Raw genomic sequence first — 13,010 nt, forward strand, 5'->3', positions numbered from 1 at the left:
CCATTCAATAGCATTTTATTTTTGGCAGACCGTTTTTATGAAGATTCTTATTGTCGGTGCGGGGCGTGTCGGCTCTAGCTTAGCGCAAAATTTAGTCAATGCCAAAAATGATGTAACGGTGGTCGATACAGATCGAGGTGCTTTGGCAGAGCTGCAAGAGCGCTTCGATTTACGTACGGTTCATGGAGATGCCAGTTCGCCCGCTGTATTGGAGGTGGCCGGTGCGCATGATGTCGATTTGATGGTTTGTTGTTCTGCGTCTGATGCGGTTAATTTATTAGCCTGCTATTTAGGGCGAGAAGTGTTTAATGTACCGCGGCGTATCGCTCGCCTTCGTACTGCTTATTATTTAGAGCATAGCGAATTCAGTAGCGAGAAGTTTGGGGTGGACTATGTCATTAGTCCTGAACAAAGTATTACCGACTATCTTTTTCATCTGGTAGAGTTTCCTGAGGTCTTGGAGATCGTTGATTTTGCTAATGGCTTGGTCTCTCTCTTAACACTTAAAGTCAGCGCTAACAGCAGATTCTTAAAGCTAAAAATCAATCAAAATCAGTTAAATTTACCGGATTCCAGCGGTCGAATTTTAGATGTGGTGCGCGGTGAGCGTTCGCTTTCTCTTAAAAAAACCTTCAGTCTTGAGCGTGATGATGAGGTTGTGCTTGCCGTTGATACGACCGAAGCTCGTAAAGCAATTAAGCAGCTGCACAAACAACAGCATCGAATCAGAAATATTATGATCGCCGGGGGCGGTAACCTTGGCGAGCGTTTGGCACGTCAACTGGCCAATGAAGATTACAATGTTCGGATTATCGAGATGAGCGAACAACGTTGTCATGAGCTTTCAAAGGTGTTACCCGAAAATGTGATTGTGCTGCATGGCAACAGTACCGATGAAACACTGCTACTTGATGAGCATGTGATGGATATGCATGCTTTCTTAGCGCTAACGGATGCTGACGAAGATAATATAATGTCTTCTTTGTTGGCCAAGCGTTTGGGGGCAGACAAGGTGTTGACTTTGGTTTCACGACAGTCTTATGGTGAGTTGATTCGAGGCAGTGCCATCGATATTGCGGTTTCTCCTATTTGGACAACCATCGGTGCTTTGATGCGAGACTTGAAGCAAGGTGCTGTTATTCGTGGTCATCGTTTGCGCCAAGGGCGTTCAGAAGCAGTGGAGTATAAGGCGCTTGGCGATGAAAAAAATTCTAAAGTCATCGGTCGCAGTGTTGCCAACATTGCCTGGCCAAAAAATGCGGTACTGGCGGCTATTGTACGTGACGGTCAGGTGATTATTCCGGGGGCCGAAACGGTCATTGCACATGAGGACCATGTGATTGTTTATGTGAGTGATCTCAATGCCATGGAGCAAGTGGAAAAATTGTTCCAAGTCTCGGCTTTAGTGCTTTAGTTAATTGCTTTTTTAGGCGCTCCTATGACGCATATACTAAGTCCTTTACACAAATTGGGATTGATCATAATAGCCTTTTCATTCGTTCTATTATTCCCTTTTAGTGTTTCTATTTTCCTTGATGATGGGGCAGCTGAGCATTTTTTAATGTCCGGAGGCCTTAGTTTTGTCTTAGGTAGCGTACTGGCTTTGTTCTTCTGGCCATTTAAGGCGGCATCACGTAAGCGAGAGGGCGTTTTGTTAGTCTTTTTGGCTTGGGTTAGTTTAGCGGTCATCAGTTCTTTGCCGATTTATTTGACCGGCATCGCAATCCAGGAGGATTTTAGCTTTGCTAAGGCCGTTTTTGAGGGGGTGTCGGGTTTGACGACGACCGGTGCGTCAGTTATCAATGAGGTTGAGGCCTTACCTACCTCAGTTAATATTTGGCGTCATTCTTTGCTGTGGTTTGGCGGCATGGGAATTTTATTATTAGCTGTTGCGATTTTGCCATTGTTTAATGTGGGTGGTCGTGAATTAATGCAAAGCGAAATGCCGGGACCTCTCAAGGACGAAAGGCTGACACCACGTATTGCCAGTACCGCAAAAATGCTCTACAGCATTTACTTTACGGCCTCGGTTTTCTGTCTAATTGCCTATAAAATAGCCGGATTGAGTTGGTTTGATGCGTGGTGTCAAGCGGCTTCAACGATGGCGTTGGGCGGTTTCTCTAGCTTTAACCAAAGCTTCCAGAGTATTGATAATGTGGCGGTTGAAGCGGTAGCCGTCGTTTTTATGTTGTTTGCAGGTATTAACTTTGCAACCCATTTTAAAGTGTTGAAATACAAAAGCCTGCGTTATTATTTTTACTGTCCGGAGGCTTTGCCGTTTCTTAAACTGGTCTTAGGCAGTGGGCTGTTAATTAGCGCCTATTTATATTTTTCCGATATCTATGATAGCTGGTTTGAGGCCTTGCGGTACGGGATCTTTAATACAGTATCGGTCGCGACAACCACAGGTTTTGCCAGTACCGACTATTTGGCTTGGCCTTTTGTGATACCGGTTTTTCTGCTTGTGTTGGGCTCTTTTGCTTCATCCGGCGGTTCTACCGGCGGTGGTATCAAGCTGATTCGGGTGCTGTTGGTTTTTAGGCAATTCAGAGTGGAAATGCTGCGTTTACTACATCCGCGTGGGATATTTCCGGTGCGTTTTAGGCAAATGGTGGTGTCGAATTCTGTTTTGCTATCTGTGATGATGTTTATCGCCATGTATTTTATGACCGTTATGGCGGTCTTTATTCTCCTTGCTTTTGGTGGTGCAGAAGAGGTGGATGCATTGAGTGCTGCCGTTGCTTTGGTGGGGAATATTGGCCCGGCTTTGGGTTCGGTGGGGCCGATGAGCAACTATGCCGGACTGAATGATTTTCAGTTGTGGGTTGGAAGTGCGGCGATGTTAGTAGGGCGCTTGGAACTCCTGACTGTTTTTGTTATTTTTACACCGCATTTTTGGCGAAGTTAAGTGGGTGCTTTGGTGCCCACTTAGTACTAAACGCCACCTTGATAATCAATTTGTCGCCATGCTTCATAAACAGTGATTGAGACGCTATTGGCCAGATTTAGGCTACGACCGGTAGTAAACATAGGTAAGCGGACGGCGCGCTCTTTGCCGATGATATCCCAGTCTTCAGCTCTTAAACCGGCCGTTTCTCGACCAAAAATAAAACAATCACCCGCTTGAAACTCAATCTCGCCAATGTGTCTTTGGCCCTTGCTGGAGAGTGCAAAGCAGCGGTCTTTTCCTGCACCGGTGGAGTCAATAGCCTCTGCTAGGCTATCATGGATTTTTAAATCGGCCCATTCGTGATAATCCAAACCGGCACGCTTTAGGCGCTTATCATCGAGTTGAAAACCAAGTGGTTTGACTAGGTGTAGGGTGCAACCCGTATTGGCGACTAGGCGAATAATATTGCCAGTGTTGGCAGGGATTTCCGGACAAACTAAGATAATATGAAACACGATTTTTTGAGTTCTTAATGGTTTTTAATAACTGGCGCGAGCCAATACAATGCAGTGAATGCGTTTGACGCCGGCCGCTTTAAGCGCTTGGCTTGCACTATCAAGTGTAGCGCCACTGGTCATAATATCATCAATTAAAATAACCTCAGTTTCATCTAAACGATGAGCACAATAATATAGCTGGCGCACATTGAGTTGGCGTTCGATACTGTTTAATGCCTTTTGTTGTGTGTGGTACTGTGTTTGCTCTCTTCTGAGTACATGATGGTTGATTTGCCAGCCATTGAGTTTTGCTAAGGTTTTTGCAATTTCTGCGGCAGGATTATAACCTCTTTTTTTGAGTGATTGATTGCTTGAGGGGAGTGGGATACATAATCGACCAACAGGCATTTTTTGTTGCTGTAAGCGAGCTTGTAATAAGTGAGCAAAGGGTTTGGCTAAACTTAGCTGGCCTGAGTTTTTATAGCGTAAAAGTAATGACTTTAATGGATTCACATAATCAAAGCCAATGCTCAGTCGCTCATAATGGGGTTTGGATAAATAGCACGCTTCACAATAATCTAATCCCCTCAAGGCAAGTTGGCAGCGTGGGCAGCGATTTTGGTGACTGTCGGTCGCTTCTAAAATATCGCTAAGGCATGCTTGACAAAAACTGCCCGCTAAGCAGAGTGATTGGCATAAGGGACAACGACCGCCAAGATAGGGGCTAATGGATTTGAAGATGGCATCAGGATGGCGTATTTGTGCCGTAATTATATCGCTTAAATGTCGCATCTTAACTTCCTTGAAAGAGTGAAATCCCCTATGGATTGATAGGTAGTTTTAACACCTTAGGTGGCTCGTGGAGTATGATAGGATTAATTTACCCAGTACAGAGTTTGTGATGAGTGCACAAAAGAACCAACAAAAATTAGCGATTAATCATGCCCATGTGATTCAGCAATTTGCCCGTAGGCAGATGCTTGAGCCTGCGCGTTTTATGCTGGATGAGGTGGCTGGTCGCATGCTTGATAGGTTGAGATATATTAAGTACAGACCCTCTTCTATATTGGATGCAGGGTGTGGTGTGGGGCATGGTATAGAGGCTTTAAAAGAGCTTTACCCCGAGGCTAATTTTACCGGCCTTGATAATCAGCGTAGTTTTTTAGAATATGCCGAGCGTCGTTTTACCCCTCAAGCGACGCCTTTCAAAAGTCTCAAGAATCTTATTACCCGCATGGGTACGTTTGCGAGCAGAACATCTGCTGCTAGTGTGCCTGCTCATAGACCCAGTTTCGTCGAGGGTGACTTAGCGGCGACTAAATTAGAACCCAATGCCTTTGATTTTATTTGGTCAAACATGGCGTTGCACTGGCATTGTAGTCCGCCGGAGGTGTTTAGAGAGTGGTATCGCTTGCTGGAGGTTGATGGCTTGCTGATGTTCTCTTGTTTCGGTCCGTCAACTTTCATTGAGCTGCGTGCGGCCTTGCACAAGGCCGGCTGGAAGACACAAACCATGGCGTTTGTCGATATGCATGATTTTGGTGACATGCTGATGGAAAGTGGTTTTAAGGACCCGGTGATGGATCAGGATGTCATCACCTTAACTTACAAAACGCCTCAAAAGCTGTTGGCTGATGTACGTGCCTTAGGTGGTAATCCAAGCACCGGTAGAAACCCCGGACTCAGAGGTCGTGATGCCCTAGAGCGTCTATATAAGGCGCTTGAAGAGCAGCGACGCGAAGATGGCCTAATTCATTTAAGCCTGGAGATCATCAATGGCCATGCATGGCGTGGTGCGAGTTTACATGTTGATGGGGTAACTCGGGTTGCTATCAGCTCGATAGGTAGGAAGTAGTGGAAGTGACTGGCACGGCAGTCATTGGCAGGCAGCTTTAATTAGCTGCTGGTGCCGGGTGCTAGGTTTTGCTTTTAGTTTTCTGCTTTGACTTCACGGGCAAGTAATTTAGCAACGCTTTCCAGTGAATCGATATCATTAAATAAAATATCGCATACAACATCGGTAATCGGCATCTCTACCGCTAATTCAGTGGCTCGTGCAAGTGCGGCGCGAGCACAGCGGACACCCTCTGCCGTTAGGCCGGTGGCAAGAATTTCTTCTAAGCGTTGACCTTTGGCTAAGGCTAGTCCCACCTGCCTATTGCGTGATAAATCACCGGTAGCGGTAAGCACTAAATCACCTAAACCGGTCAGTCCAAAGAAGGTTTCACTTTCACCGCCCATTGCAATGCCGAGGCGTTTGATTTCATTAAGACCGCGGGTAATTAAAGCGGCGCGAGCATTATTGCCAAGCAGTAAGCCATCACTGATGCCACAAGCCAATGCGATCACATTTTTCATGGCACCACCCACCTCGACACCAACTACATCCTGACTATAGTAAACACGTGTTTGTTTGCTATGCAAAGCTTGTATCACACGCTCGCCAACGATAGTCTGATGGCTGGCTACTGTAATAGCGGCAGGTAAGCCTTGCGCGACCTCGCGAGCAAAGGTAGGGCCGGATAACACGCCATTCGGCTGGATTGAGTCAGGTGCTATATCAGCAATAATTTCATGGGGTAGGAGGGAAGTTTCCTCTTCGAAACCTTTGCATGTCCATACATAGGGGATATGCTCTAAACCGGCAGCTACAAAGAGTGCTAACCACTCTTGGAGCCCTTGACGCATTGCTTTGACCGGTAGTCCGAAAATAATTAGTGACTGGGTGCCGGAGGCTATAGAGTCATCGCTTAGGCCTTGTAAAAAAGCAATGGCTTCTTCTTTGTCGGCGGTAGCACGCAGTGCTTTAGGCAGATCAATATCTTGTAGGTATGATGGATTGCGGTGAAGCTGATTAATATGGTCAACCTGTTCCTGATGACGGGACCACAGCAACACCGAACCTGATTGTGCAGCAGCAACTGCGAGCGCTGTGCCCCAACTGCCTGCTCCAATAACTAAGGTGCGTACAGAGTTGTTTTGGGGGGTGCTACTGGCGAGTTGCATGCTGTTTTACTACTTAATAAAGATGATTAATGACTAGTTAATGGTGGCTTGGTCGGCTTCATCACCGCCGTTGATGCCTTGACCATTTTGATCCTGCGCAGCCGCTTCCTGTCGGCGTTGTTCGTACAAGGCTTGGAAGTTAACTTCAGCCATATGAACTGCCGGTAAACCTGTACGATTAATCGCATCAGCAAGGTTGGCACGTAAGTAAGGGAAAATCATTGAAGGGCAAACGATGCCTAATAGCGGGTCAATCTGGTCTTCAGGGATGTTTGCTATTTCAAAAATACCTGCTTGTGTGCCTTCAACTAAGTACAGCACTTTGTCATCGATTTTGGTTGTGATGGTAGCGCGCACACCGACTTCAAAAACGGTCTCTGCTAAACGCTCTGCGCCAAGGTTTAAACTAATATCAACGGTCGGTTGCTTTTGCTCTAATAGAATCTGCGGAGCATTAGGCATCTCTAGTGACAAGTCTTTGAGATAGCTTCTTTGCATACCGAAGGTTGGTTGTTGAGCTTGCTCGTTAGCAGCTGCGCCCTGGTTTTGAGTGTTTTGATCTTCAGCCATGATTGATAGTATCCAATTAAGTCTAGTTTAAGAAAAGTATCGCTAGTTATTCTGCAGCTAACAGAGCTTCTAATTTGCCTTCACGCTCTAACGCTTGTAGGTCGTCACAGCCACCGATGTGCTGGCCATTGATAAAGATTTGTGGCACGGTAGTGCGACCGTTGGAGCGCTCGATCATTTCGGCGCGTGCTTCGCGATTGGTGTCAATGCTGATGCTTTCGTAGTCGACATTATGTGCTTTAAGAATTTTGGCAGCACGGGTGCAGTAAGGGCAAGTGACCTTACAGTACATAGTAACTTGAGCCATGTTTACCTCATTTGTGATTAAAAGTTAATGACATTATAGTGTCGCATAAACACTATTTCGACCTTTTGGAGCGAGAAGGGTTTTTTAGTGGCAGACTTTCTTTGAGCCAAGCAACGATACCGCCATTTAAATAATGAACCTCTTCGATACCTTCTTTTTTGAGTTGACCGGCAGCTGAGGCGGCGCGACGACCGTCTTGGTCAACGACAATAAGTGCTTTGTCCTTGGGTAGTGTCGCTGCTCGAGACTTGAGTTGCTCAAAGGGAATGTTCATTGCATTGGCAATGGTGCCGGCTTGGTACTGCTCGCTGGGACGTACATCGATAATGACCGCGGTTTTGTTGTTGGTCATCTGAACTACTTTGGCAGGGCTAATGCCCTTGGAGGCGCGGCTGTATTGAAAAGCCAGTATGCCACCGGATAAGAGTGCCGCAATAACAAATAAATAAGTGTTGTTATAAATTAAAAAATCCACGATTGTTACCTGTTTGTGCCTTTATTGGCTATTAATAAGATTAATTCATGGATTATAAAATAGGCTAAGCGACAATAAGCTAAGTTCGCTAAAATAGATAAAATTAGTCGTCAATTACTTTATTTAAATTTCGTTAGGACAATCACAGCTATGTATAAAATCGTTTTAATGCGTCACGGCCAGAGTCAGTGGAACTTAGAGAATCGTTTCACCGGATGGGCTGATGTTGATTTAACTGAAGAGGGTCGTGAGCAAGCTAAGCAAGCGGGCGAGTTGTTAAAAAGAGAGGGCTACGTTTTTGATAAGGCCTATACCTCCTATTTAAAAAGAGCGATTCGCACATTGTGGATCGCACTTGATAACATGGATGCCATGTATGTCCCTTATACACCTTGCTGGCGACTAAACGAGCGTCATTACGGTGCGTTGACCGGTTTAAATAAAGCCGAGACTGCTAACAAATATGGTGATGAGCAGGTTCTGATCTGGCGTCGAGCGTTTGCCATCGGCCCTGACCCATTAGACCTGGACGATGAGCGCCACCCGCGCTTCGATAGTCGCTATGCTGATATCCCGGTAGAGCAATTGCCTGCCGCAGAGTGCCTCAAGGACACGATCGAGCGTGTTAAGCCGCTCTGGGAAGAGGAGATTGCACCAACGATCAAAGACGGTAAGCAGATTCTAATTACAGCACATGGTAATAGTATCCGCGCACTCATCAACTTATTTGATGAGCTTAGCGAAGATGAGATTGTTCATCTGAATATTCCTACCGGCCAGCCTTTAGTGTATGAGTTAGATGAAAATCTCAAAGCGATTTGTCATTACTACTTAGGTGATCCGGAAGAAATCGCCAAAGCCATGGCTGAAGTTGCCGCTCAAGGTAAGGCTAAGTAGTAAGATACGCTTATCGTATCATTTGAGTTTTTATGCTTTTCAATGAGTGCCGATAGTGCCAATTAAAATTAATCATTTTAACGATACCTTGCCGTTACATAGCCTGCTGACTAAGTGTCTAATGACTTTGTCAGTAGGTGTTTTGTTAGCGTTGTATGGCACGGCAGGTGAGGCTGTCGCTCAGTCCCAGTCCGTTACGGAGTTAAATCAACAACAAAAAGCGGCTGAGCGGCGACGAGCCGAACTGGAAAAGCAAATTAACTCGGTCAAAAGGCTAATAAAAAGTCAGGAGTCTGAAAAGCAGGATGTCGTTGATAGGCTCAGTGAGTCTGAGCGTAATATTTCCCGTATTAATGCAGAGCTTGACGGTTTGCAAGAACAGCAAGAGGCAGCGCAGCATGAGATTGTCTTGTTGCGCCGACAGGCTGATGGTCAACGAGAGCTTCTAGCGGAGCGTCAAGAGGACTTAGGCGAGCAGATTTATGCTCAATATACTAGTGGGCTTTCTCCGTGGTCGGCCCTATTTTCCGGTGGCGATGCGCAAAAAATCGGTCGTGATATGGGCTACCTAAGTTATGTTGCCAGAGCGCGCGCAAGAGCAGTTCAAGAGTTAAATCAGGCCATTTTGAGTTTGCAAAAAACAGAGTCTGAGATTAAGGGGCGACAGCAAGAAATTGAGCGATTAGCAGAGCGGACACTGGCCAGTAAAAACGAATTAGAAAACGAGCAAAGAAAATATCAAACAGAGCTTGGCAATATTGAGCAGGAGCTTAAAAATCGACGAGCTGAAGCCGGCCGATTGGCAGGGGATCAGCGGCGTCTGGATAGCCTGATTGGTGAGATCGGTAAGACGATTACACAACAAAGAGAAATTGCCCGGCAGGCTGAGTTAGCACGTCAGCGCCAAGCCTTAGAGCGTCAACAGCAATTAACACAAGAGCGCGATGCTCAGGCTAGGTTGGCCGCAGAACAGGCCGCCTTAGCTCAACAGCAGGCAGACCGCGCCGCCTCAATGCGTGCTCAAGCGCAAGAAGCACAGGAGACTGCGGTCTCAAGGCAGCGGCTCACTGAGATTCGCATACGCGAAGAAGAGAACGCACTGGCTCAAGCCATTCGACCCGAAGATCTTGAGCAGGCGAAACGTCGCTTAACGGCGGCGCTAAATGAGCGTCAGCAAAGTCAACAGCAGCTGTCTCAGGCTCGTATGTTGCAGGAAAATGCTGAAATCGAAGCGGCTAAAGCGCGCTTAGCTAAAGAAAAGGCGCTAGAGGCACAGCGCCTTGAGGCTAAAGCGCGAGCAGATGAGCGTAAGGCAAGAGCACTGGCTGCATCTGCCAATGACGGTATCCCCCAAGGAGCACCTTGGCCGTTGCGAGGAACCTTGCAAGGACGATTTGGTCGAACTCGCCCGGATACGGGCGGTGTGTGGCGCGGTATTTTGATCAAGGCTGATGCCGGTGCATCTGTCAAAGCGATTGCCGGAGGCACCGTTGTTTTTTCTGACTGGATGCGTGGCTTTGGTAATCTAATTATTGTTGATCATGGTGCTAACTATATGAGTGTCTATGGTTACAATCAGAGCTTATCGCGCAAGGTAGGCGATAAGGTCAATTCGGGTCAAACGATTGCTCGTGCGGGTTCTACCGGAGGGCAGGTTGAGCCGGCTTTGTATTTTGAGATCAGACGGGGTTCGCAGCCAATAGACCCCCTTACTATGTTGGCGAAGTAGCTTTAGAAAAAAGCAAAAGGTGCGCAATGCTTTATGTTTCAAGTTTTTTAACAAATCGACCTCTCTCCAAATCATTGGTAGGGTTAGCTTGCTCAATGCTAATGCTCGGTGGTGTAGTTTCTGCAGAGTCGCATTATTCACAAACAGGGCCTGAAGCGGGCACGCCCAAGTCTACGCACGAACAGGCTGAGTTCAGTTACGATGTGATCGAGTCGGCCCCTGCTATTGAAGCGGTTCCGGGTGTAGATGACCGTCTGCCTTATGAAGAGCTGAGGCGCTTTGCTGCGGTTTTTGCTGCGGTTCAAAATCGTTATGTAGAGCCTGTTGATACGGCGAAATTAGTTGACGCAGCAATTAACGGCATGCTTGATGATTTAGATCCTCATTCTTCTTATTTAAACGAAGAGGCGTTTGCCAGTTTACAAGAAGCGACGGAGGGCACGTTTGGCGGTTTAGGGATTGAAATCAATGAAACCGCCAATAAAGAGATAGAGATTATTTCTCCGATTGAAGATAGCCCCGCGGCACGTGCTGGTGTTATGCCGGGTGACGTTATCGTGAAAGTCAATGGAGAGGCGCTGAGTGAGCTGCCGTTGAATGAGGTGGTCAAGCAGCTTCGCGGTGAGCCGGGTTCGACTATTGAGCTTACTGTGCGTCGCGGTGATGAGGAAATTGATTTCTCTATAGAACGCGACTTAATTAAAGTGCAGAGTGTCCGCAGTGACATGCTGGATAATGATATTGCTTATGTCAGAATTTCACAGTTCCAAGAGCGTACAGTAGAAGAGCTGGTCAGCAGTTTAAATGACTTTAAAATCACGCCAAAAGCATTGGTTTTAGACTTACGTAATGATCCGGGTGGTTTGTTAAATGCAGCGGTTGGAGTGACCGGTGCATTCATTGAGCCGGATCAGTTAGTGGTTTATACCAAGAGCCGTGGTGAGGTGAATTTGCGTTATCGCGTGGTGCCTAGTGATTACAGCTTAAATCATCAGGATCCACTTAAGAATCTGCCGAGTTGGAGTCGTGAGGTACCGATGGTTGTATTGATTAACGTCGGCTCCGCTTCAGCGTCTGAGATCGTTGCCGGTGCGCTACAGGATTATGAGCGTGCCACCGTTATGGGTAACCGTAGCTTTGGTAAAGGCTCTGTCCAGGTGGTGTTGGATCTTGGCGATGAAACCGGTGTTAAGCTGACCATTGCCAGATATTACACACCCAAGGATCGTTCTATTCAGGCAACAGGTATTGAGCCCGATATTGTCGTGACAGACACTGAATATGGTGACTTTTTTAACATCCGTCGTGAGGCAGACTTAAGTGATCACTTGACGGGTGAAAATGATTTATCTGAGGTTGGGATAGCTGCCAGCCAGGACGCTTTAGACGCTGCTGCAGAGCCTGAAGCAACGGTAGATGATAATCAATCAGAGGCCCCGGCGGAAACCGATGATGAGGGTGTAGACGCTACGGATTCCAAAGAAAAGCCTAATATTGAGATGTACACCTTTGGTTCAGAAGAGGATTATCAATTGCAGCAGGCTGTTAAGTTTTTAATCGGGGAGTATCTTGGCACAGATGAATGATCAGCAGCTTTTGCGTTATGCGCGTCATATCATGTTGGATGACGTCGGCTTTGAGGGCCAGGAGCGCCTGCTTAATAGCAGGGTGTTAATGGTAGGGGCTGGTGGTTTAGGCGCGCCCGCATTAATGTATCTTGTTGCTGCCGGTGTAGGTACGATTCATCTGGTGGATGACGATGACGTTGAGCTAAGCAATCTACAACGTCAAATTGTGCATAGTACTGAGCGGGTAGGTATGCCCAAGGTTGAGTCGGCTAAGCAGATGGCCAAGATGCTAAATCCTGAGGTTAATTTTATTGCCCATCATCAACGTTTTGGTGATGAAGGCCTTGAGCAGTTAATCCAAGATGTTGATTTGGTCTTGGAGTGCACTGATAATTTTAATACTCGCCAGCAACTCAATCGCATTTGCTTTAAGTATAAGGTGCCGATGGTTTCCGCTGCGGCTATCCGTTTTGATGGGCAAGTGACAGTCTACGATTTTAGAGAGGCTTCTAGTCCCTGTTATGCCTGTCAATACGATCCTAGTGAAAATTTACAGCCCGATAACTGTGCGACATTGGGCGTGTTGTCTACTGTGGTAGGCAGTATTGGCATGATGCAAGCGCATGAGGCTTTGAAATTGCTGCTGGGAATGGGCCGATCTTTGGCTGGGCGTTTATTGATGTTTGATGGGCGAGATACGCGATGGCAGGAGTTTAAGTTAAGAAAAAACCCGCATTGCACTGTATGTGCAGAGCTCGCCGGCATTGATTAATCACTTAAAAAGCTTCTCCTGTTTTAGAGAAGCCTTTTTACCAAAATGCGCGGAAAGCCTCGTCGTTTAGGGCGAGGGTGAATAGCGCGGACGGCAACGCCGTCCTTTGAATCTATGGTGGCGTTTGCTGTTGCTCGATATACTGTCGAATGATTTCAATCGGCGCGCCGCCACAGCTTCCAGCAAAATAACTTGGCGACCATAAAGCCCCTTTCCACAGTTTCTTTTTAATGTTGGGGTAGTTCTTTTTTCGGATAAGAAGACTGGATATACCCTTTAGGCTATTAACCAGTTTTGAT

The 13,010-nt window shown here is 46.7% G+C and carries 14 protein-coding genes; 7 read left to right on the forward strand and 7 right to left on the reverse strand.

The features are described from left to right. The first annotated feature begins 7 nt into the window (after positions 1-7). Entirely contained in the window at positions 8-1,414 is a 1,407-nt protein-coding gene (trkA, locus tag B092_RS0106200) for a Trk system potassium transporter TrkA (RefSeq protein ID WP_255313368.1), read from the forward strand. A gap of 24 nt (positions 1,415-1,438) precedes the next feature. Then, positions 1,439-2,908, forward strand: coding sequence for a TrkH family potassium uptake protein (locus B092_RS0106205; RefSeq protein ID WP_018574386.1), 1,470 nt, complete (start codon positions 1,439-1,441; stop codon positions 2,906-2,908). Positions 2,909-2,934: 26 nt separating this feature from the next. On the opposite strand, the gene B092_RS0106210 is transcribed toward B092_RS0106205, so the two are convergent. Together B092_RS0106210 and B092_RS0106215 are read right to left on the reverse strand one after the other, a co-directional pair. Continuing rightward, positions 2,935-3,405 (reverse strand): tRNA (cytidine(34)-2'-O)-methyltransferase, encoded by a 471-nt coding sequence (locus tag B092_RS0106210; RefSeq protein WP_018574387.1) that lies wholly within the window; start codon positions 3,403-3,405, stop codon positions 2,935-2,937. Between the two features lie 24 nt (positions 3,406-3,429). Further along, positions 3,430-4,179 (reverse strand): ComFC family protein, encoded by a 750-nt coding sequence (locus B092_RS0106215; protein WP_018574388.1) that lies wholly within the window; start codon positions 4,177-4,179, stop codon positions 3,430-3,432. 109 nt (positions 4,180-4,288) lie between these two features. Between B092_RS0106215 and B092_RS0106220 the strand changes: the two genes are divergently transcribed. Continuing rightward, on the forward strand, positions 4,289-5,242 hold the full coding sequence (locus B092_RS0106220; RefSeq protein WP_026253645.1) for a methyltransferase domain-containing protein: 954 nt from the start codon (positions 4,289-4,291) through the stop codon (positions 5,240-5,242). Between the two features lie 74 nt (positions 5,243-5,316). Here B092_RS0106220 and B092_RS0106225 read toward each other — a convergent pair whose 3' ends face one another. Genes B092_RS0106225 through B092_RS0106240 form a run of 4 tightly spaced genes read right to left on the reverse strand, consistent with a single transcriptional unit; the run spans position 5,317 to position 7,745 of the window. Then, the gene (locus tag B092_RS0106225) at positions 5,317-6,393 is read right to left on the reverse strand and encodes an NAD(P)H-dependent glycerol-3-phosphate dehydrogenase (protein WP_018574390.1); all 1,077 of its coding nucleotides are present in this window, start codon (positions 6,391-6,393) and stop codon (positions 5,317-5,319) included. Between the two features lie 33 nt (positions 6,394-6,426). Then, positions 6,427-6,963, reverse strand: coding sequence for a protein-export chaperone SecB (gene secB / locus B092_RS0106230; RefSeq protein ID WP_018574391.1), 537 nt, complete (start codon positions 6,961-6,963; stop codon positions 6,427-6,429). A gap of 46 nt (positions 6,964-7,009) precedes the next feature. Next, the gene (grxC, locus tag B092_RS0106235; RefSeq protein ID WP_018574392.1) at positions 7,010-7,270 is read right to left on the reverse strand and encodes a glutaredoxin 3; all 261 of its coding nucleotides are present in this window, start codon (positions 7,268-7,270) and stop codon (positions 7,010-7,012) included. A 52-nt stretch (positions 7,271-7,322) separates the two neighbouring features. Further along, positions 7,323-7,745, reverse strand: a complete 423-nt coding sequence (locus B092_RS0106240) for a rhodanese-like domain-containing protein (RefSeq protein ID WP_018574393.1) — start codon at positions 7,743-7,745, stop codon at positions 7,323-7,325. A gap of 150 nt (positions 7,746-7,895) precedes the next feature. Here B092_RS0106240 and gpmA point away from each other — a divergent pair, with 150 nt between their 5' ends. The 4 genes from gpmA (at position 7,896) to B092_RS0106260 (ending at position 12,711) form a co-directional block, all read left to right on the forward strand. Next, a complete protein-coding gene (gene gpmA / locus B092_RS0106245; RefSeq protein WP_018574394.1) occupies positions 7,896-8,642 on the forward strand; it encodes a 2,3-diphosphoglycerate-dependent phosphoglycerate mutase in 747 nt (248 codons plus the stop codon). 121 nt (positions 8,643-8,763) lie between these two features. Continuing rightward, on the forward strand, positions 8,764-10,371 hold the full coding sequence (locus tag B092_RS0106250) for a murein hydrolase activator EnvC family protein (protein WP_018574395.1): 1,608 nt from the start codon (positions 8,764-8,766) through the stop codon (positions 10,369-10,371). 95 nt (positions 10,372-10,466) lie between these two features. Beyond that, complete coding sequence (locus B092_RS0106255) at positions 10,467-11,957, forward strand: S41 family peptidase (protein ID WP_018574396.1); 1,491 nt, start codon at positions 10,467-10,469, stop codon at positions 11,955-11,957. After that, entirely contained in the window at positions 11,950-12,711 is a 762-nt protein-coding gene (locus B092_RS0106260) for a HesA/MoeB/ThiF family protein (protein WP_018574397.1), read from the forward strand. The genes B092_RS0106255 and B092_RS0106260 overlap by 8 nt, the downstream gene beginning before the upstream one ends. A gap of 112 nt (positions 12,712-12,823) precedes the next feature. Here the strand turns inward: B092_RS0106260 and tnpA are convergent. After that, positions 12,824-13,010, reverse strand: a 187-nt coding sequence (tnpA, locus tag B092_RS15055; RefSeq protein WP_018574398.1) for an IS200/IS605 family transposase, incomplete at its 5' end; no start/stop codon positions are given.

This window comes from Oligella ureolytica DSM 18253 (genome assembly GCF_000373745.1).
In the GTDB taxonomy this organism is placed as follows: Bacteria; Pseudomonadota; Gammaproteobacteria; order Burkholderiales; family Burkholderiaceae_B; genus Oligella; species Oligella ureolytica.